The 21,620-nt window shown below is 42.9% G+C and carries 15 protein-coding genes; 13 read left to right on the top strand and 2 right to left on the bottom strand.

The features are described from left to right. Positions 1–9: 9 nt before the first annotated feature. The 4 genes from AC3WVG_RS06010 to AC3WVG_RS05995 all read left to right on the top strand — a co-directional run bounded on the left by AC3WVG_RS06010 (position 10) and on the right by AC3WVG_RS05995 (position 3,787). Complete coding sequence (locus tag AC3WVG_RS06010; RefSeq protein ID WP_488797262.1) at positions 10–1,134, top strand: SpoIIE family protein phosphatase; 1,125 nt, start codon at positions 10–12, stop codon at positions 1,132–1,134. A 173-nt stretch (positions 1,135–1,307) separates the two neighbouring features. Then, positions 1,308–1,733 (top strand): ATP-binding protein, encoded by a 426-nt coding sequence (locus AC3WVG_RS06005; RefSeq protein WP_488797261.1) that lies wholly within the window; start codon positions 1,308–1,310, stop codon positions 1,731–1,733. A 61-nt stretch (positions 1,734–1,794) separates the two neighbouring features. Further along, positions 1,795–2,886, top strand: a complete 1,092-nt coding sequence (locus tag AC3WVG_RS06000; protein WP_488797260.1) for a protein-glutamate methylesterase/protein-glutamine glutaminase — start codon at positions 1,795–1,797, stop codon at positions 2,884–2,886. Between the two features lie 49 nt (positions 2,887–2,935). Next, positions 2,936–3,787, top strand: a complete 852-nt coding sequence (locus AC3WVG_RS05995) for a CheR family methyltransferase (RefSeq protein WP_488797259.1) — start codon at positions 2,936–2,938, stop codon at positions 3,785–3,787. Between the two features lies 1 nt (position 3,788). Here AC3WVG_RS05995 and AC3WVG_RS05990 read toward each other — a convergent pair whose 3' ends face one another. Further along, a complete protein-coding gene (locus AC3WVG_RS05990) occupies positions 3,789–4,187 on the bottom strand; it encodes a response regulator (protein WP_488797258.1) in 399 nt (132 codons plus the stop codon). Between the two features lie 105 nt (positions 4,188–4,292). Here AC3WVG_RS05990 and AC3WVG_RS05985 point away from each other — a divergent pair, with 105 nt between their 5' ends. From AC3WVG_RS05985 to thiC, 5 genes are all read left to right on the top strand, one after another. Then, on the top strand, positions 4,293–5,129 hold the full coding sequence (locus AC3WVG_RS05985) for a biotin--[acetyl-CoA-carboxylase] ligase (RefSeq protein ID WP_488797257.1): 837 nt from the start codon (positions 4,293–4,295) through the stop codon (positions 5,127–5,129). 364 nt (positions 5,130–5,493) lie between these two features. Beyond that, positions 5,494–9,180 carry a pyruvate carboxylase gene (locus AC3WVG_RS05980; protein ID WP_488797256.1) on the top strand — a complete coding sequence of 1,229 codons (3,687 nt, stop codon included), beginning with the start codon at positions 5,494–5,496 and terminating at the stop codon, positions 9,178–9,180. 366 nt (positions 9,181–9,546) lie between these two features. Beyond that, the gene (locus AC3WVG_RS05975; protein ID WP_488797255.1) at positions 9,547–13,119 is read left to right on the top strand and encodes a PEP/pyruvate-binding domain-containing protein; all 3,573 of its coding nucleotides are present in this window, start codon (positions 9,547–9,549) and stop codon (positions 13,117–13,119) included. 44 nt (positions 13,120–13,163) lie between these two features. Next, positions 13,164–15,056, top strand: a complete 1,893-nt coding sequence (dxs, locus tag AC3WVG_RS05970) for a 1-deoxy-D-xylulose-5-phosphate synthase (protein ID WP_488797254.1) — start codon at positions 13,164–13,166, stop codon at positions 15,054–15,056. Positions 15,057–15,058: 2 nt separating this feature from the next. Continuing rightward, on the top strand, positions 15,059–16,327 hold the full coding sequence (gene thiC, locus AC3WVG_RS05965) for a phosphomethylpyrimidine synthase ThiC (protein WP_488797253.1): 1,269 nt from the start codon (positions 15,059–15,061) through the stop codon (positions 16,325–16,327). A gap of 76 nt (positions 16,328–16,403) precedes the next feature. Here thiC and AC3WVG_RS05960 read toward each other — a convergent pair whose 3' ends face one another. Continuing rightward, a complete protein-coding gene (locus tag AC3WVG_RS05960) occupies positions 16,404–16,736 on the bottom strand; it encodes a DUF190 domain-containing protein (protein WP_488797252.1) in 333 nt (110 codons plus the stop codon). 63 nt (positions 16,737–16,799) lie between these two features. Here AC3WVG_RS05960 and AC3WVG_RS05955 point away from each other — a divergent pair, with 63 nt between their 5' ends. From AC3WVG_RS05955 to pstC, 4 genes are all read left to right on the top strand, one after another. Next, positions 16,800–17,387 carry a class IV adenylate cyclase gene (locus AC3WVG_RS05955; protein WP_488797251.1) on the top strand — a complete coding sequence of 196 codons (588 nt, stop codon included), beginning with the start codon at positions 16,800–16,802 and terminating at the stop codon, positions 17,385–17,387. A 16-nt stretch (positions 17,388–17,403) separates the two neighbouring features. Next, positions 17,404–18,618, top strand: a complete 1,215-nt coding sequence (locus tag AC3WVG_RS05950) for an aminopeptidase (RefSeq protein WP_488797250.1) — start codon at positions 17,404–17,406, stop codon at positions 18,616–18,618. Between the two features lie 1,066 nt (positions 18,619–19,684). Continuing rightward, complete coding sequence (locus AC3WVG_RS05945; RefSeq protein ID WP_488797249.1) at positions 19,685–20,500, top strand: phosphate ABC transporter substrate-binding protein; 816 nt, start codon at positions 19,685–19,687, stop codon at positions 20,498–20,500. 175 nt (positions 20,501–20,675) lie between these two features. Next, a complete protein-coding gene (gene pstC, locus AC3WVG_RS05940; RefSeq protein WP_488797248.1) occupies positions 20,676–21,566 on the top strand; it encodes a phosphate ABC transporter permease subunit PstC in 891 nt (296 codons plus the stop codon). Positions 21,567–21,620: the final 54 nt, after the last annotated feature.

Below are 21,620 nucleotides of genomic sequence, written 5' to 3'. Positions count from 1 at the left end.
TATAGGTCGATGATTCATAATAGAACTCCTTTAATTCTTATTGTAGATGATTCTGCTTTAAACAGGCAGGTGCTGACCCTTTTACTAAAAAAAGCCGGCTATTTGACCGTAGAGGCCGGTAGTGGAGAGGAGGGCCGTAAGCTAGCTCGTGAACATAAACCAGACCTGGTTCTTCTGGATATCATGATGCCTAATGAGGATGGATTCACCACGTGTATTAAACTAAAAAGTGACCCTCAAACCAGAGAAATTCCTATAATTTTTATTTCTGCTTTGGATGATACCGAAAATATTGTCAAAGGTTTGGAAGTGGGTGGAGTCGATTACATTGTCAAACCCTTTTCTCAGCCCGAGGTTCTAGCCAGAGTAAAGGTACATTTAAGCTTAAAATTTGCACAAGAAAAATTAATTGAAAGCCAGGCTCAAAAATTAGCCAATATCAAACAGGTTCAAAAGTCATTTTTAGTCCTTCCTGAAGAATTACCAGAGGCAAAATTTTACTACCTATACAAACCAGTGTTAGAGGTCGGGGGCGATTTTTTAGATGTCATTCCTGTTGCTGAAAACTCTTTTGCTTACATAGTAGCCGACATAAGCGGACATGATTTGGGCACGGCTTATCTTATTTCAGCCTTAAAGGCGCTTTTTAACCAAAATATTAATGCCTTTACCCCCATGGAAGATAGTTTGAGGATGATTAATGCGGTTCTGCGGCGGATATTTAAGGAAGGACAGTACCTGACAGCCAATATTGCCCTTATAGACCGAAGTATGTTCAAGCTTTCTCTTTTCAATACCGGCCATCTACCGGCTATTTTGTCTAAAAAGAATGGAGAAATTTTGGAAATCAATGGTGAGGGCGATATTTTAGGTGGATTTGATCATTTTCAGGTTCAAGAAAAAATTATAAATGTTGAAAAAGGTGATAGAGTTTTCTTGTTTACAGATGGGCTTATCGAAAAATTCAGAGGTCCTGGACGGCAAAGAAAAGAAGGGCTTAATTTGCTTAAAAGAAATATTGCCAAATTCAATAAATTTGACCTGGATGAAGTTGTGCGTAGGGTTGTTAATTCTCTCTGTTCCGGTCAAAATAAGAGTGAAGACGATGTAATACTTTTAGCTACTGAAGTCTGAAAATAAGCTAAAATTCATGAAGATTAGCTCTTCGCTGATGGATAAGCTTACTTGCTTGTTTCGTTATAGATAACTAGTTTAAGCATTTCAGAGTTTCAAGGTTTTCTTCTTTATCTATTTTTTCAGAATTTTTTTTCAAAAAATTATTTTTTTAGCCCATATTTAGGTTTGCTGTGTTTAAAATCAAGCACTCTTCCTCTTTAATCCAGATTGAATTTCCTGCAGAGTTTAAGAATGTGGATATTGTACTTCAGATTGTACAGAATTTTTTAAAAGAACATAAAAAAAACATTAAGTTATTTAATTTGACTTTGGCCTTACGCGAAGCCTTAAATAATGCAATAGCTCACGGAGCACGTAGAAATCCTGAGTTGTTTATAAAGTGTATAGTTGAATTAAAAGATAATAAAGTTTTTTTTAGCGTTGAAGATCCTGGTAATGGTTTTGATTGGGAACATTTGGAAACAGATATGAGACCTAGTGTCAATTCAGAACATGGTTGGGGTATTTTTCTTTTGAAACAGTGTTGTGATGGCTTGAGATTCTATGGTTCGGGAAATAAAGTAACTTTTTGGTTTAATGTGGATAATGATAGTTAGCTTTTTATATCCTAATAAATTTTGAGTTGATGCAGGCTTAGGTATATAAAGGTTGGTGAATATGAAATTACGGGTATTAGTCGTCGACGATACCATTTTCTATCGTAAAATTATCAGTGATGTTTTGTCTCAGCTTCCTGAAGTTGAAGTAGTTGGAACGGCAGGCAACGGCCGAATTGCTTTGACTAGAATTGAGTCCCTGAAACCGGATTTGATTACTTTAGATGTTGAAATGCCTGTTTTGGATGGTTTGGGGGTTTTAAAAGAAATAAAAAAGAGAGGCCTAGATATTGGCGTAATTATGGTCAGTACACTGACCAAGCGTGGAACCGAAATAACTATGAAGGCCTTGGAATTGGGGGCCTTTGATTTTATTACCAAGCCAGACGCTGAGAGCCTGGAGGAGAATTTTAAGGCTTTGCTGTTGGCTTTGCGTCCTCGCATTCGGGCCTTTGTTAGAAGATACGAGTTAAGGAAGGCCCTGAAGAGAAAAAAAGCAGATTTAAAGCTGAAGGAGAAGGTTGTTCATGTCCCAAGTAAGGTGGTCAGGAAAGTTGATCTTGAAAAACGTGTGGAGAAGTCAGAAATCGTGGCTATTGGCATTTCAACCGGAGGCCCCAATGCCCTGACTACAATGCTACCTATGCTTCCGGGAGACCTGGGCGTCCCTGTAGTTGTCGTCCAGCATATGCCGCCCATGTTTACCAAATCTCTCGCTGACAACCTTGATCAAAAATGTACCTTGAAGGTTAAAGAGGGAGAAGACGGGGAATCACTTGCACCTAACACGGTGTATATTGCCCCGGGCGGGAAGCACATGAAAGTAGCTGCAGGTGTCGCCGGAACCAAGGTTCTTCGCATAACTGATGATCCACCAGAAAATAATTGCAAACCCGCAGCTGATTATCTTTTCCGGTCAGTGGCCAGGCAGTTTAAAAGCAAGGCTACAGGGGTAATTATGACTGGTATGGGCAGTGATGGGACTCTGGGTTTAAAAGTCATGAAGTCTTTTGGTGCGGTGACCATTGCTCAGGATGAGGAGACATGTGTAGTTTATGGAATGCCTAAAATGGCTATTGAAGCCGGGGTGATAGACATTATAGCTCCGCTGGATAAAATTGCCCCCGAAATAGTTAATACTGTGCGTAGGTAGACTAAAACAACGCAGGGCTAAAGGCTGTAAAGTAAAGGCTGTAAAGTAGATGAAGATTACCCCTGAAGAGGTTAAATTACTGGCTCAGTATATCTATAATATTTCAGGAATTTATTTAGACCAAAGCAAAGCTTATTTGCTAGAAACAAGGTTAAAGGGGCTCTTAGAACAGGAAGGCTTAAGCAATTATAGGGAGCTCTATAACAAGGCCAAGGCTGATCCCACCAAGCGGTTGGAAAAGGCTATTATTGACGCTGTCACAACTAAGGAAACCCTGTTTTTCCGCGATAACGCTCCTTTTGAACTCCTCAAATACAAAATACTTCCGGATTTAATCGATCGTCGGGCTAAAAAAGCATCAAAATTTATGCCTATAAAGATTAGAATCTGGAGTGCGGCCTGTTCAACAGGTCAGGAGGTATATAGCATAGCCATAGCGGTCAAAGAGGTTATTCCGGATTTAAACAAATACCAGATTTATATTTTGGGCTCGGACATATCTAATGAGGCTATTGCCCGCGCCAGTTATGGCAAATATAATAAGTTTGAGATAGAGCGTGGTATGCCTAAAGATAAATTGATCAAATATTTTAACCGTACACCTGATGGTAACTGGCGGATTAAAGACGAAATAAGGGCAATGGTCACTTTTAAAAAGATTAATTTAATGCAACCTTTTTCTATTTTGGGTAAATTCGATATAATTTTTTGTCGTAATGTGGCCATTTATTTTAAACCAGAGGACAGAAAGAAATTATTCAACCGTCTGGCCGAGGTTCTTCAGCCAGACGGTTATCTAATAATCGGAGCTACGGAGTCTTTGGCCGGAATATCAGACAAATTTGTGCCTAAGAGATATCTGCGGGCTATTTTTTATCAGTTTAAGGAATTTAAAGGTTAGATTAATTGATTAATCCAGCTTCTTTTAAGGCCTGGACAAGTTTGTCTCGCGAGATGGGTTTGGTCAGATAACTATCAGCCATTCCTTTGAAAAAGGCGGTAGTCACATTTTTAGTATCTGAAAGGGCTGTAGTCATTATGGCCTTTGTTTCCTGTCCTATGGGCACATTTTTTTGTTTTTCGATGTTGCGGATTTCTTTCAAAGATGTTTGCCCATCCATGACCGGCATCATAATATCCATGAAAACTACATCATAAGGATGGTTTTCATCCAAGGCTTTGGTAAAAAGGTCAATTGCTTCCTGGCCGTTCTGGGCCACGTCGCACTGGCCAAACTCAGATAGAAGTTTAGTCATTAACTTCTGATTTACTGGGTTGTCTTCGACTATGAGCATACGCATGCTATTTTTGTCCCCTTTTAAGTTTATTTAAGTTGTTAAAGTTACATAATTAACCAAGATACATTTTTTGGTCAATAATTGATATAGATAATCTTTTACGGGCTTATGAAAACCATTTACATAAAAAAGGTTTATCCTCAGCTAGCATATCCGATAGATAACCAAAAAAAATCTGAAATTTTTGGCTTGGAAGATACCCAAAAATATCCAGGGTTTTCAGGCCGGATATGTGTGGCGGGCAGGTGTTCTTCCAGTCTTGATCTCGCCTGGGCTTTAATGGATGAAGGCGAAATCCGTATCTGGGACTCTGTCCTGTGTCTTGAACAATGGGCTGGGAGAGGACAGTTGCGCAGGGCCTGGGTTTCGCCAGCAGGGAATATTTATGCAGCTTGGTATTGGCCAGCTCTCCCAGCAAAATGGAAGCCACAGAGCTCTATTTTAGCCGGTTATATCTTTGCTCGAGTCCTTGCGGAGTTGGGAGCAGAGATTAAAATTAAATGGCCTAATGACTTGCTCTTTCAAGGTAAAAAGGTTGGTGGTGTTTTAGTGGAGGAAAAGAAGGATAAAGTGGTGGTGGGTTTTGGTCTGAATATAGTTTCTAGCCCGGACAGAATGAGTTTACGCGATGATACTTTTGTGGAGGCTGGGGATCTGAGCCGGGTGTTCGGGGATTCAGATCCAATAATGCTTTGGGGCAAACTTGTGTATAAGAGCTATAATTGGTATATGCATATTTTAAGCCATTATACTCTAGGTCAGTTTGCCTGCGCGGTTACCAAGTTATTGGCTTATTTTGGCCAGGAAGTGGCTGTGGGTTGGGGTAAAGATATTAAATATGGTCAAGTGGTGGGAGTGGATATGGATGGAAGTCTTCTTTTAAAGAATGGCCAGAAACTAATTCGGGTTAGTTCCGGAAGTATTATATTGGGTGATGCTGGTTGAATTGACTTGACTTGATTTAGTTATGCTTGAACCATGAATTTTTTCGCTGCATCTGTGTTACAAGAGACCCGTGCACAAACGTTGTTTTGACATGCCTTATTAAGTTTTATATTTTTTTGAATATTTAATAAGATAACGTACCTTATTAACTTCACGGTAAGCTATTCAACAACTTGTCTGGTTTATGTTAGCCTGTTTGCCACAGGATAGAGGTTCAATAATTTAAGCCTAAGTTGTTATTATCTGTCACATTGTGCCAGAATCGTAAAATTTGTTTATGTGCACTTATACCTAACTAAAATGATTAACAAAGTAATTCTAAACTTCAAACTCTAACCTCCAAACTATATACGGGAGAATTATTATGGCCATGAAGAAATTTGAGCAGGTAGTAGAGGAGCTAAAAGGTAAGAAAATATTGGTGGCCAACCGCGGTATACCAGCCAGACGGATAATGCGCTCTATCCACGAAGTTTTTCAGGCTACTTCTGTTCTTACAGTTACAGACGTAGATAAAACCGCACCATATACTTCCAGCGCGGCCGAACTTCTTCTTTTGGGTAAAGAGCATCAGGCCTATCTTGATATTGATCGGATTATCAGGAAAGCCAAATCATTAGGAGTCGTGGCAATTCATCCGGGGTGGGGATTTGCCTCGGAAAATTTTTCTTTTGCCGATAAATGTAGAGAGGCCGGAATTGTTTTTATTGGTCCGGAATCCAGGGCCATGGAACTTTTGGGTAATAAGGTTGCCCTGCGTAATTTGGCCAGAAAATTGGATGTTCCTATTGTGCCCGGTTCAGATGGTGCGGTAAGCATTGAAGAGGCCAGAAGAATTATCAAAGAGATGGGGTTGCCGGTCATGCTTAAGGCCGAAGGCGGCGGTGGAGGCCGTGGTATTTACGAGGTCTTTGACGAGGATCAGCTTGAAGATGCTTTTGTTAAGGCCTCAACACTGGCCCAGGCCTCTTTTGGTAATCCCCGCCTCTTTATTGAAAAATTGCTCACCTCGGTCCGGCATATTGAGATTCAGGTGGTGGCTGACAAGTATGGTAATGTTTTTGCTTTTGATGAGCGCGATTGCACAATACAGCGCAACCATCAAAAACTTATAGAGATTACTCCGTCACCCTGGCCCAAAATGACTGAGGAACTCAGGAAAAAATTAAAGGAGTATGCTGTTCGCCTGATTAAGGCCGTGGATTATCACTCCTTGGCAACGGTAGAATTTCTGGTTGACCAGGAAGGAAATCCCTATCTTATTGAAGTAAATACCAGGTTACAGGTTGAACATGGTATTACCGAATGCCGTTATGGAGTGGACTTGGTAGAGGAGCAGATAGCAGTTGCTTTTGGAGCCGAGCTGCGTTTTAATGAAAAGAATACCATCCCCCTTCATCATGCCTTCCAGGTGCGTATAAATTGTGAAGACCCACAAAATGATTTTGCTCCTAATGCAGGATTGATCACCAGATACCAGTCCCCTGGCGGGCAGGGTATCCGCGTGGATTCATGTATTAGTGTAGGATATAATTTTCCTTCGCAATATGATTCTGCTGCTTCCTTGCTTATTGCCTACGGCAATAGTTGGCCAAAGGTATTGGGGATCATGAATCGGGCCTTGCGCGAATATATTATCGGAGGGGTAAAGACAACTATTCCTTTCCACCGCAACGTAATTAACCATCCTGAGTTTAGAAAGGGAGAATTTGATACCAGTTTTGTGCAGAAGAATCCCGATTTGAGGATCTATAGAGACAGAGAGCCCGAAGCTTTGCGTTTATCCAGGCTGGTAGCCGAGATTTCAGCTAAAGGATACAATCCTTATGTTCAGCTCGGAGAATATCGAACAGTCCATGATAAACGTTTGGGCCGTTTTACTCCTGTTCTTCCAGAAATTGAAGAAGAGGGCTATGATTATCCTTACCCACGCGGTGATAGAGATGCAGTTTTAGATTATATTCGTGATTCCGGCTATGTTCATTTTACGGACACAACACCTCGAGACATTACCCAATCCAATAGCGGTAATAGATTTCGTCTAGCCGAAGACAGACTTATTGGGCCTTATCTGGATAATTGTGGATTTTTTTCCATAGAAAATGGAGGCGGAGCACATTTTCATGTGGCTATGTTAGCCAATATGACCTATCCTTTTACTGAAGCCGAAGAATGGAATAGGTTCGCTCCCAAGACTTTGAAGCAAATTTTGATTCGCTCGACTAACGTCTTGGGGTACAAGCCTCAGCCAAAGAACCTGATGCGCCTTACCGGTGAAATGATCTGCGAACACTATGATGTAATTCGTTGTTTTGATTTCTTAAATCATATTGAAAATATGCGTCCTTTTGCTGAGGTAGCTTTAAATTCCAAAAGCAATATTTTTGAGCCCGCCATTTCCTTGTCCTATGCGGAAGGTTTTGATGTGCCTCATTATATGGGAGTGGTGCAAGAAATTCTGGATATGGTCAAAGATGTGGCCGGGGTTTCAAGCAAAAAGGCTCAGAAAATGATTATCCTGGGCTTAAAAGATATGGCCGGGGTTTGTCCTCCTAAGTTTATGCGCGAGTTGGTTTCAGCTATTCGCGAGAAGTATCCGGAACTGGTTCTTCACTATCATCGCCATTATACAGACGGCCTTTTTGTACCTACAGTAGTTGAAGCAGCCAAGGCCGGGGCTCATATTGTTGATACAGCTATCGGTCCGGCTGTGCGTTGGTACGGTCAGGGCGATGTTTTGGCCACAGCTGCGTATATGGAGGAGATGGGCCTGAAGGTCAATTTGAACAAGGAGATGATCAGAAACTGCAGTTTTGTTCTCAAGCAGATTATGCCCTATTATGATCGATATACAGCCCCATATTTTCAGGGCATTGACTATGATGTGGTTGAACACGGCATGCCGGGCGGAGCTACATCTTCATCCCAGGAAGGGGCTATGAAACAGGGCTATATCCATCTCTTGCCCTATATGTTGAAATTTTTGGCTGGAACCCGAAAGATAGTTCGTTACCACGACGTAACACCTGGTTCACAAATCACCTGGAATACAGCATTCCTGGCAGTTACTGGAGCTTACAAGCGCGGTGGAGAAAAGGGCGTACGTAAGTTGTTACGGGTCCTTGAAAAGGTGATTACCACTCCGGAAAATGAATTGGATGCAGAGACCAAGAAGGCCAGGTTAGAACTTTATAGGGAAAGTAACGATGCTTTTCGTGACCTCTTACTAGGTAAATTCGGGCGTTTGCCCTTAGGTTTCCCACCCGCATGGGTTTATGAGAGCGCCTTTGGAGAGCATTTTGAACAAGCCCTTTTGGAAAGGACTGAAAATTCGCCTTTAGTTGATCTGGAAGATGTTGATATTGAAGCTGAACGAAAGGCTTTGGCCGAACATCTGGGTCGTAATCCCAGTGCCGAAGAGCTGGTTATGTATTTAAATCATCCGGGTGATGCTTTAAAGACAATAGAGTTTAACCGTCAGTTCGGCGATCCTAACCGCGTGCCATTGGATGTCTGGTTCGAAGGCTTAAAACCCGGTGATTCTCTTGATTTTGACGATTCCAATGGAAAGCCTCACCACATGGTTATTCTGGATATATCCAATATGGACGTCAATGGAATGAGTGTGGTCAGGTACAGTCTTGATTCCGAGTTCTTTACCTACCAGGTCAAGGTGGGCGAAGCCACAGGAGGTGAACAGAAAGGTATCGAGATGGCTGATCCTAATAATCCATATCATGTGGGCTCACCAAGCACAGGTGATTTATGGGTCATGCATGTAAAGCCGGGAGATAGAGTGAAAAAGGGTGAAGAACTCTTTAACATTTCCATCATGAAACAGGAAAAGGCAGTCCTTTCTCCTGTGGACGGTATAGTTAAGAGGGTACTCAAATTTGCTGATTATCAAGAGGATAAGAAGATGGTCCCGGTTAAGGAAGGAGAGCTTTTAGTCGAACTTATGCCTATTCCCACCCTTTGTCTTACTTGTAAGGAGCCTGTTCTTCTTGAAGAGGCCAGATTCTGCCATCATTGTGGCCAAAAAATTGCTTAGCCTAAGATGAAGTTGGGAGGTTGAGAAATTAGGCAAGAAAGGAGTTTTTTTCCTTAATTTCCTAACTTCGTATCTTCTTAACTTCATATTTTCTCATTGTGGCCAGAAGATTGCTTAAATATCTATTGACTAGTCAAACAAGTCCAGGATAATGAAGCAAATAAATTTAACTGGACTGGAAAGGTTGTGACGATAGACGTGGACAGAAGAGAGCTTATTTTAGGTGAGCCGTAAAATAATGTGGACAGGAAAGGTTTAACCTTTCCTGTCCACATTATTCTATAATATTTGTTACATGCTTTTTTCTAAACATAAACACATAAATTATAAATCAAGAATTACGAAATACGAAAAAAGGAGATGGTAATGGCCAAAGAAGAGAAGCAACAGGGTCAATGTAAAAAAAAGGCGGCCAAAAATGTGGAAAAGATCAAACAAAAATTGGTCTTAACCGGTGAGGATATTAAAGCCATTGGTGAAGAAGCAGAGCTATTGGTCGGAGGGAAAAATTATAATACTGCTATAATAAGTACCATCGATGACATCAGAGCCCCCCAATTTAGAGCCATTTCCTCTTTAGCCTTCCATAAACTCCTAGATGAAACCAAAGTCAATGCCGCAACAATTCGTTCTGTTGTGGATAAAGAATATGACACCATTGATTGGAACGATGCTGAAATAAACAAGGATCCAGAGTATTTGAAAAAATTTGTGCGGAAAACTGCCAGGAAAGTGAGAGATGCAACCGGGAAAGAGGGGACTCTTATTCCTTTGCGCACTTTTATCAACAATGTTGTTGAAGGGTTTGCCACCTCTCCAGAAGGAATTGATCAGCTTAGAAAGCGTTCTGTTTTGGTTCAGGTAGCCATTCTTAGTGTGGATTTACCGAAAGATGTTCAAGAGGCAGTGCGTCAGGCTTATCGGGAAATATGCAAGGAAGCTGGTCATGAAAACGTCCCTGTTGCTGTACGTTCTTCAGCTGCTGGTGAGGACAGCAGAAAGAAAGCTTTTGCCGGACTCCAGGATACATATTTAAATATTGTTGGTGAAAATGCTGTGGTTGAAGCATATCACTGGGATTGTGCTTCGGCCTATAATTTACGGAGTATGACCTATCGCCGGGAGGCCATTCTGGATGCGGTAGCCAAGGCAGAAAGTACAGGCGATGATTCCATTGCCATTCAGGCCAAGAAAGAATGGGCCATCGAAAATACTTCATTGTCTGTATGTATCATGCGCATGATAAACCCGGTTATTTCCGGGACTGCTTTTAGTGCCGATACTGCAACTGGCTGCCGGGGTACAGACCGCAAAGACTTGGTATCTATCGATGCAAGTTACGGTCTGGGCGAGGCTGTGGTCAGTGGCATGGTCACACCGGATAAATTTTATGTCTATCAGCGTGACGATGGACAAGAAGTAGTAATCCGCTTCATGGGTTATAAAGGAAAGAAGATTGTTTATGATGATGACGGAGAAGGCACAAAGGTAGTTGAGGTGCCGGAAGATCAGGCATGCCGCTGGTCTTTGTCTCTTGCTCAGGCCGAAATGGTGGCCAAGGGGGTACGGGCCATCAGTAAAGCCTATGGCGGCATGATCATGGATACAGAATTCTGCATTGATAAATGGGACAGGTTATGGTTTGTCCAGGCCCGTCCAGAGACAAGATGGAACGAGGAGCTAGAAAAGCATCCCCACACTATTTTCATGCGTCGGATGGAGGTTGATCAACAGGCTCTGGAAAATGCAGAGGTGATAGTTGAAGGTAATGGAGCTTCCAGGGGTGCCGGGCAAGGAACTGTACGTTTTCTAAGGTCCGCACTGGAATTAAATAAAATTGGCAAGGGGGATGTGCTCGCTGCCGAACGTACTGATCCGGATATGGTTCCGGGCATGCGTGTTGCTTCGGCTATTATTGCCGACGCAGGCGGAGACACAAGCCATGCAGCAATTACCTCCCGTGAACTTGGTATCCCTGCTGTGATTGGGGTGAAACGGTTGGAGGTATTGCGCAATCTGGATGGTGAAGAGGTCACAGTAGATGGTTCCAGGGGTAAAGTATATCGAGGTCTTCTGCCTTTAGTTGAGGTTGGTGGCGAGATTGATGTGAGCAAGCTTCCTGCTACCAGAACTAAAGTGGGGTTGATCCTGGCTGATGTCGGGCAGGCCCTATTTTTGTCCCGGTTAAGAGAAGTACCTGACTTTGAGGTGGGCTTACTTCGGGCCGAGTTTATGCTTGGCAATATAGGGGTGCATCCCATGGCCCTGGAAGCCTATGATAACGGCAGTTTGCAGATGCTGGTGGAGAAGAAATTAAAAGAAATGGAAGATGATTTGACCAAAATTATTAAAGACCAGCTTGCTGCCGGCGTTGTTACCCTCGATTTGAAACTTAGAAAATATGTTGGCATAGTCACGGGGCTGGCCCAAGAGGTAAAAAAACTTACCGAGCAGGAAGGGGCTAAAGGTACGGACGAGGTTCTGGCCATCCATCGCCAGCTAAGAGAGTTGGATCATAAATGGGATGAACACCTTGATCTGGCCACCAAGAGATTGGATACTTTAAAGACTTCTATTGATCTTCGTGAACATATAGCAGTAATTATGGGTTATACTGATGAACTTCTCCTGCACGGAGGAAATGATCCTGAGTCTACTCAAAAACGGCAGGAGATTGAAGACAAGATCAAAGAAATAGAGGAACGCATCAAGGACGATCCTTTTGTTCAGGAAGTAATGGCCAAAATTAAGGCGCTACGTACAGATGTAGCCCAGAAGGTGAGTTTGAAGCAGGGGATGGATGATGTGCGTTCTCTGCCTCAGAAAATTGCCGAAATTTTACGTCTCAAAGGTTACCGCAGTGGAAAGGAGCTCTACGTGCAAACCCTGGCCCAGGGTCTGGCTCTTTTTTCCATGGCTTTTTACGGCAAGCCGATTATTTACCGGACAACTGACTACAAGACTAATGAATACCGTAACCTTTTGGGTGGATTGCTTTTTGAAGATTTTGAAGACAACCCCATGCTTGGTTATCGGGGTGTGGCCAGGGATGTGCATGATTGGGAGTTGGAGGCCTTTAAACTCGCTCGCGGAGCCTTTGGAGGTAAGAATCTACAGCTGATGCTTCCCTTCGTGCGAACCCTGGAGCAGGCCAGAAGTATGAAACGTTACCTTGCTAATGTGCACAAGTTGCGCTCTGGCGAAGACGGCCTGAAGTTGATTTTGATGTCAGAAATTCCAAGTAATGCCATTCTGGCAAAAGAATTCATCAAGGAGTTTGATGGATTTTCCATTGGCTCCAACGACATGACTCAATTGGTTCTGGGAACAGATAGAGACAATGCCAGGCTGAGGCATATTTATGATGAAGAAGATCCCGCAGTTGTCTGGGCTATTTTAGTGACCATTTTTACCGGTCAAAAGTATGGTAAAAAGGTTGGTTTCTGCGGTCAGGGCGTATCCAATAGTAAAATAATCAGAGGGTTGGTGTGTATTGCCGGTATAGTCTCAGCTTCAGTTGTTCCTGACACCTATGCCCAGACTAAATATGATATTGCAGCCATGGAAAAGGAGGATATTAAACCTAAAGACTTGGGTAAGTGGCTTAAAAAACAACATTTAGAGAGGCTGCACAATTTGCTCAAAGAACATGGCTATGAGCATATTTTGAAAAAATACTCTTCAGATAGAGATCTTATGGATTGGTACGAGGGAGAGCTCTCTCGTTTACATGAACAACTATATTCTAATTTAGGTTCGGCTAAGGAAGATTTTTATCGTCAGGAATTGGAAGCTTTTCGCTCTATTTTCCATAAACCAGTAATTTATGCCAATTGGGATTGGCAGAGCACCGTAAACGATGCTCTCCATCAGGCAGGGTTTACATCGTTTGAAGAGCAGGAAAAGGCCATGCAGGAACAGGCCGAAAAAGTCTGGTAAAAGAGGCGGCTTGATGGCCGCCTTTTTCGTGAGAGTAAGGAACAATGACTAAAAAGATTCTTGCACGAATTGATAGGCCGCAAGATATTTCCTCTCTTTCATTAGACGATCTGGCCGAACTAGCCAAAGAGATCAGAGAGCTGATTATAGAAGTAGTGGCCAAAAATGGAGGGCATTTGGCTCCATCTTTAGGGGTCGTTGAGCTGACTTTGGCTTTGCTTAAAGTATTTGACCCAGGCCACGATAAATTTATCTGGGATGTGGGGCATCAGGCATATGCTTATAAGATTTTGACAGGCCGGAAAGACAATTTTCATACTTTGCGCCGTCTTGGTGGCATCAGCGGGTTTCCCAAGCCTTCAGAAAGTGTTTATGATCATTTTGGAGTCGGCCATTCCAGCACATCTATTTCTGCAGGGTTGGGTATGGCTGTGGCCAGAGATATTTTAGGGCAAAGTCAAAAGGTGCTGGCCATTATTGGCGATGGCTCCATGACCGGAGGTCTGGCCTACGAGGGGTTGAATCAGGCTGGCGACCTGGACAGGGATTTGATTGTAATCTTAAATGATAATGAAATGTCCATTGCCAAAAATGTTGGCGCCTTGTCTTCGTTCTTAAGTAGAAAATTGACTTCTCGCTGGGTGCTCAGGTTTAAAAAAGAAATGGAAGCCTGGATGCGTCAGATCCCAAAAATTGGCGATGAGCTTGTTCATTATGCCCGGCGTAGCGAAGAGTCTTTAAAGAGTTTTTTTACTCCTGGTATGCTGTTCGAGGCCTTTAAATTTAATTATTTGGGCCCTATTGATGGACATAATCTAAAAAGACTTATTGAGTTTTTTGAGCACATCAAGACCTTGGATGGGCCACTTCTGGTTCATGTGCTGACCAAAAAGGGTAAAGGGTATAAACCGGCAGAAAACAATCCTACTTATTTTCACGGTGTTGGCTGTTTTGAACCTGAAACAGGAGCAGCCAAGAAGTTTGGCCCATGTTTTTTGCCTAGTTATACGGACGTATTTGGTCAGACACTATGTTCATTGGCTGAAAAAGATGACCGGATCGTAGCTATTACAGCTGCTATGCCCGAAGGAACAGGTCTATCATCCTTTGCCCAAAAATTTCCTGATAGATTTTTTGATGTGGGAATTTGTGAACAACATGCAGTGACTTTTGCTGCCGGACTTGCCACCCAGGGGTTTAAGCCGGTAGTGGCCATATATTCTACCTTTCTGCAGCGGTCTTATGACCAGATTGTGCATGATGTGTGTTTGCAAGACCTACCTGTTACTTTCTGTCTGGATCGGGGTGGGCTGGTTGGTGAGGATGGGCCGACCCATCATGGAGCTTTTGATCTGTCATACTTACGCCATGTTCCGAACATGACTTTAATGGCTCCAAAAGATGAGGCAGAGTTGCAGGATTTACTTTACACAGCTATAAACTATCCTGGTCCCAGTGCTATCCGCTATCCCCGCGGGGTAGGAGTAGGTGTCGAATTAAAGGATAATTTTCAAAATATCCCCTTGGGCCAGGGGGAGCTGCTTCGCGATGGGCAGGATGGACTTATTGTAGCTATCGGCAGCCGCGTGTACCCAGCTTTGGAAGCTGCCCGGGAGTTAGAAGAAGAAAATGATTTACAGATAGCAGTTTATAATGCCCGTTTTGTCAAACCTTTGCCAGAGGATGATTTAAGGCAACTGGCGTCCAAGTTTAATAAGCTCCTGCTGGTAGAAGAAAATGTTCTGGCTGGGGGGTTTGGCTCCGCAGTTTTAGAATTTTTAGCTGACAATGGTCTTTTAACCAATTTGATGATAAAAAGGATTGGACTTCCGAACAAGTTTGTTGAACATGGTCCGCAAAAGATTTTGCGGCGAATGTTGGGTTTAGGGAAAGATGGTATAAAAAAGAGCGTGCTTAAATTGGTACAAGGAGAATAAAGTTGGACATGCTTACCAAAAATAATGTTTTAGCTGAAATTTTAGATAAAAATTTAGATGCCATTGCACAAGCTGAACAATTATCAAGTGAGACAATCAAGCAAAGTGTGCAAAAAGGCTCCATGGTTGTCCTGGCAAATCCTAACCATGGTAATGTGTTACCGATTTTAATTGGCCAGCCGGCTCGTATTAAAGTTAACGCCAATATTGGTACTTCGCCCTTTATCAATGATCTGGAGTTGGAACTGAAGAAAGTTCAGGTAGCTTACAACAGCGGGGCACATACGATAATGGATTTATCTACAGCCGGTAATTTGGATGAGATCCGCAAGCTAATAATTGATCATTCTCCTTTGCCAGTAGGCACGGTGCCTATTTATTCTGTGGCTCAAAAATATATTAGTCAGGGACAAGACCCGAGCCGGATGTCAACTCAGGAGATTTTTGAAGAGATCCATAAACAGGCTGAACAAGGTGTGGACTTTATGACCGTGCATTGCGGTGTGACAAAGAGGGCGGCCAGCCTGGTGAAAGAGGGACAGCGACTCCTGGGCATTGTTTCGAGGGGCGGGTCGATTTTGACCAAATGGATGCAAGTAAACAACAAGGAAAATCCACTTTATGAACATTATGATGATCTTTTGAAATTGGCCAAAGAATATAATCTGACTCTAAGCCTGGGTGATGGTATGCGTCCGGGTGCAGGCGCTGATGCTGGCGATGCAGCCCAGTGGGAAGAGGTAATTGTCCTTTCAGAGCTTACTTTAAAGGCCTGGGAAGAGGGGGTCCAGGTTATGATCGAGGGTCCCGGGCATGTTCCTTTGCATCTTATAGAGAGTCAGATTCGAGGTATAAAACAACTTTGCCACAATGCCCCTCTATATGTACTAGGACCTCTCACTACGGATGTTGCCCCTGGTTATGATCATATCGCCGGAGCCATTGGCGGTGCTTTGGCTGCTATAAACGGGGCAGACTTCTTATGTTATTTAACCCCTGCTGAACACTTAACCTTGCCGACTTTAGAAGATGTCCATGAAGGGGTGGTTGCTTCGCTTATTGCTGCTCATAGCGCAGAAGTTGCCATGGGTCGGAAAGATGCAACTGAGCGTAATAACGAGATTTCCAAAGCCAGAAAAGAGCTTGACTGGGAGCGCATAACTTCCTTGGCGCTTGATCCTGAGACGGTAAAGAGAAGACGTAAGGATTTTGCGGGCAAAGAAGAATGTGCCATGTGCGGCGAGTTTTGCGCAGTAAAGATGCTTAGATAAGGAAACGAGGAAACGGAGAAACGTATAAATGGCGAATCAAGTAATCTCCGCGTCCCGGTTTCTCCGTTTCCTCGTTTCAGCTGTGCCGATAGAAAATAACCTGCACTGGTTCTCTGGTGATTAACCCTTCCTTGAGCATGGGGTCGATGGTTTGTAAAAAGGTATTGATTTTGTCGGATGTATCCACAATTTCAATAACCAGGGGCATGTCTTCGGAAAGGCGCAAAATTTTTGAACTGTGGATCCGGCTGTTTGCTCCATAACCCAAGACCCCGCGTAGCACCGTAGCCCCTGCCAGGCCCATTTCTCTGGCTTTAAGCACTATCTGTTCATACAAGGGTTTGTTATCAAACTTATCATCTTCTCCGATAAAAATACGGATACGTTCGGCCTGTTCTGGTAACTTCATTTTGTTGCCTCCTATTTTATTTTTTTATATTAAAGCAAAGCCCTATCAGGTTCAAGGAGACAAATGGCTATAGAAGTAGAACTCAAGTTCCCGGTGGAAGATTTTGATACACTTGTCCCGATTTTAAAAAATAAAGGGAGAAAGCTTTCGCCCTGGTATTTTGAACAAAATATTGTACTGGATACGCAGGAACAACTACTTAAAGAGAAAGATATTCTTTTGCGCTTGCGCAAAGGCTTAGACCATGTCCTTACCTTAAAATTTCCCGAGGTGGACACGGATGGCCCAGTTAAGAAAAGAGAAGAATTGGAAGCCAAGGTGGAGGATATTTATATTTTAGAAAAAATTTTTAAGACCTTGGGTTTTTTCCCTTTTTTAAGTTATGAGAAATTCAGACAGAAGTGGGAACTCGAGGATTGTAAAATTTGTCTGGATATTTTGCCTTTTGGAAATTTTATAGAAATAGAGGGCGATAAAATTTTTCAGGCAGCCAAAATATTACGACTGGTAGTCGAACAAGGGACAAAAAAGACCTATTATGAATTGTTTCAAGATTTTTTGAAAAGCCATAACTTGCCTTTGGAAGAGAGTTTTGTTTTTTCTGAGAAAAAAAAGGAGTTGATTGCCGCAAGACTTGGCGTGAAAATTTAAAGCCATGGAGAAGGATATGTTTACGGATACACAGTTGGACAATTATGCTAAAGTATTGATTTGGGGTATGAGAAAGGCCCGCACAAAGCAATTTGCCAAAGGGGATATTATTTTGCTGCGCACAGACAAGTCAGCTTTGCCTTTGGCAGACAAGGTGTTTCAAAAATTACTGGAACTTGGATTAAATCCCGTGGTGCGCATTAATTTGCCCGAGGACATGGAAAAGACCTTTTTCACCCATGCTTCTGACGAACAGATCACTTTCAAGGTGCCGGGAGATGAAGAGCTTTATAATCATTTGAATGGTCTTATTTCCTTGCTTGGGCCTGAATCTTTAACTCACCTGAAAGATATTGATCCGTCTCGTATCGGCAAACTGGCTGTGGCCAAAAAGTATTTGCGCGATATCCTGGAAAAGAGGGAAAACCAGGGGGATTTTGGCTGGACCCTGTGTCTTTATCCTACTCAGGAGCTTGCCAGCAAGGCCGGCTTAAGTTTGGAAGAATATACCGAGCAGGTGATAAAGGCAGTGTATCTGGATCATGACGATCCTTGTTCGGATTGGGAAAGGGTCTATAATCTGGCTCAAGAAGTAAAAGGTTGGCTCAACAGCCTGGAAGTAGAATATTTTCATATCATGTCCGAAAACACAGACCTGAAGGTTTACCAGGGAGAGATGCGGCGGTGGCTGGGTGTTTCCGGGCATAATATCCCCAGTTTTGAACTCTTTTTATCGCCGGACTACCGTTATACCGAAGGCGTTTATTTTGCGGACCAGCCATCCTATCGCAGCGGCAATGTCGTCCGCGGAGTGCGCCTGGAATTTAAAGAAGGCCAGGTGATTGATGTAAAGGCTGAGGAAGGAGAGGAGTTTGTGCGCAAACAACTAAACATGGATAAAGGCGCTTCTTTCCTGGGCGAGTTTTCACTGACCGATAAGCGCTTTTCCCGTATCAGTAAATTTATGGCCCATACCCTTTATGATGAAAACTTCGGAGGAGAATTTGGTAATTGTCATGTTGCTGTTGGAGCCTCTTATGCCGATACCTATGCTGGTGACCCGAAAGAATTGACTCCCGATAAGAAAAAAGAACTCGGATTTAATGATTCAGCCCTGCACTGGGATCTGGTGAATACGGAAGCCAAGGTTGTTTATGCCTATCTTAAAAATAAGGAACGGATAACCATTTACGAGAATGGAAAGTTTTTGATGGATGTCCTGGAAGATTAAGGCCTGCCAGGCCAAGCTGCCGCCAACACAGAGTGCCCCAGACGTACTCAGCACCAGCGAAATGAGGAGCAGGGTACTTCAAAATAGTTGTTGGCGGCATTGAGCCCCTTGTTGGTCGCTCTTCTCCTTTCTTACTTGCCTCAAATTTCACGCGTTGCATCTTCGTGATAATCCCTCCCTTAACCGTTTGCTATCATTTAACATCATCTCATCATTTATCAGAGTCCGTGAAATTTTTGCCAACGTGTTGTTATCACAGAATATAATCAAGTTGTTTTGGTGAGTTACTGAGGACTGGCTCCTTTTGCGAAGCAGAAGCACCTGTTCACAGATATAGCAGGGCAAACCCTTCTGATTTTTAAGAGAAAACATCGCGCCAAGCCGCCAAGTCGCCAAGGAAAACAAAGGCTTTTGTTCGGCTTAAGGGAACAAGCCGAACAAAAGATTCTCGGCCCTTTGGGTCGATTATCCTGGCCTGAAAGGCCAGTAAGTCAGGTTTGTCAGCGTCTTGCTGACAGAGTTGACGCTTTCGCTATTTCTACCCTTGGCGTCTTTGCGTCTTGGCGCGAGAATTTTTTCAATTTAGGTGCGTTTGCCCTGACAGATATAGGGTTTAGGCTATAAATTTTCGCGGAGTTAAGTTAGCATGAAAAAATTGCTCTTTTAGTCTGTTTCCAGTGGAATAATGCTGGTTAAAATTTTGTAAGGATACTAGCTTATAAAGGCTATATGGTTTATAGGGTGTGATTATCAGGCGAATCAGAAAAGTTTTTTGGTTTTACGTAAAGAGAATGATCTATTCCCGCCTTGTTTCCTCTTCCTCAACTGTCACATACCTAGAGGAGACACCGGAAAATCATCAGACGCATACTCGCCTATCACTCCGCCAGTCTCTGATGCAGCTCTTGGCTAATTTGTATTTTTTGTGGTTTTGTCATGATTGGGTAAACTGTTGAGCCAAAAAAAATCTGTTTGTCATCAAAATTTAGCATTCCTGTAACAAAACTGTAACAAATAAGTTCTACATAGTTGTCAACAAAATTGGACAAGTCAAAAGGAGGTTAAGATGAAGAGGAAGTTATTTTTGTTTATGGCTGTTATAGCCAGTTTGTTGCTTACAGTTTCGGCGTGGGCCGGTTCCATCCAGATTAAGGGGTCAACCACGGTTTTGCCTGTGACTCAAAAGATTGCCGAGCAGTTTATGAAAGAGTTTCCGGACATTAGCATTTCCATATCCGGTGGAGGCTCTGGAAATGGTATCAAGGCCCTGATTGATGGGACAACAGACATAGCTGACAGTTCAAGGTTTATTAAAGACAAAGAGATAAAACTTGCTGTTTCCAAAGGTAAGTATCCAGTTCCCTTTGCCGTGGCTTATGATTGTATTGTCCCTGTTGTTCATCCTTCTAATCCGGTGTCCAACCTGACCTTGGAGCAACTCAAGGCTATCTATACTGGTAGAGTTAAAAATTGGAAGGACGTTGGCGGAGAGGACAGAAGAATTGTAGTGATTTCAAGAGATACATCTTCCGGAACTTATGAAGTATGGGAAAAGAAGGTCTTAAAGGGTGCTCGTGTCTATGCCGGGGCTCAGCTCCAGGCCTCGAACGGTGCTGTGGCCCAGGTAGTGGCCAAGAATAAATATGCTATTGGTTATGTAGGTATTGGTTATTTGAACAAAGATATAAAAGTGGTTAAGGTGAATGGGGTGACTGGTACCCCAGCTACTGCTTTGGATGGTAGTTTTCCCATTGCACGCAGCCTGTTCATGTTTACACAAGGTTGGCCAACAGGTGATGTAGCCAAGTTTATCCGGTATGTTCTCCATCCACAAAAAGGACAAAAACTGGTCAAAGAAGTTGGCTTTGTGCCTCTCTACTAGAGAGACCTTATGAGGCTAAAGGCTTAGGGCTAAAAAAATACCCCTAATGCCTTTAGCCCTTAGTTGTTGAATCGTGCATGTCTCCAATGCAGCGTTTCGCTGTTCTGGAGTTTTTTGTTGTTGCTACTGATGTGTAGGTAAAAGTCGGGTCGTTAATGAGAGGATAAGAAGAAGTATGTTTAGTCGTCAGAAAAGAGAACAACTGATAAAACTTGCTTTTTTAAGTATTGCCTGTGGGTCTATAATTATTTTGGGTCTGATCATGTTTTTTTTATTTTATGAAGGTCTACCCATTTTCAAGCACGTTTCATTTAAAGAATTTTTTCTGGGTACTGAATGGTACCCTACATCTGAGCCGCCATCTTTTGGTATCTTTCCTCTTTTTATGGGCTCGTTATTAGTCACGGTTTTATCTTCGCTTATTGCTGTGCCTTTAGGGATCATGACCGCCATTTATCTGGCAGAAATCGCAGGATCAAAAATACGGAGTATAGTTAAACCTGTGGTTGAACTTTTGGCAGCCTTGCCTTCCGTAGTGATTGGTTTTTTCGGAATGGTAGTGGTGGCCCCTTTTTTACAGGAGTATTTTGATCTACCCACCGGACTTAACCTTTTTAATGCCTCCTTAATGCTTGCTTTTATGTCTATACCCACAATTTGTAGTATTTCTGAAGACGCTATTTACAGTGTGCCTGCAGAACTTAAAGAGGCCTCTTTAGGTTTAGGAGCAACTCACTTGCAAACCATTGTTCGGGTTGTCTTACCGGCTTCGTTATCCGGTATAAGCACAGCCGTTATTTTAGGCATGTCCAGGGCTATTGGCGAGACCATGGTTGTGCTCATGGTCGCTGGCGGCGCAGCCATGATTCCAGAGAGTATCTTTGATCCTGTCCGGCCCATGCCTGCAAGTATTGCTGCGGAAATGGCCGAAGCTCCCTTTAGGAGCGATCACTATCACGCACTATTCGCCATAGGCGTTGTACTTTTTGTCTTTACCTTGCTTTTTAATATGGTTGCTGACTACATTGCTCATAAACATAAGCAGGTGGGAGCAGCAACGTTATAGAGTCTGTGGCCAAACCCCATTTTAACCGCTGATTGAAAGTCTTGGTTTCTGAAA

It is taken from the genome of Desulfovulcanus sp. (assembly GCF_982781345.1).
Note: the sequence above shows the minus strand (reverse complement) of the source record. Positions and strands in the feature narration are given on the sequence as shown.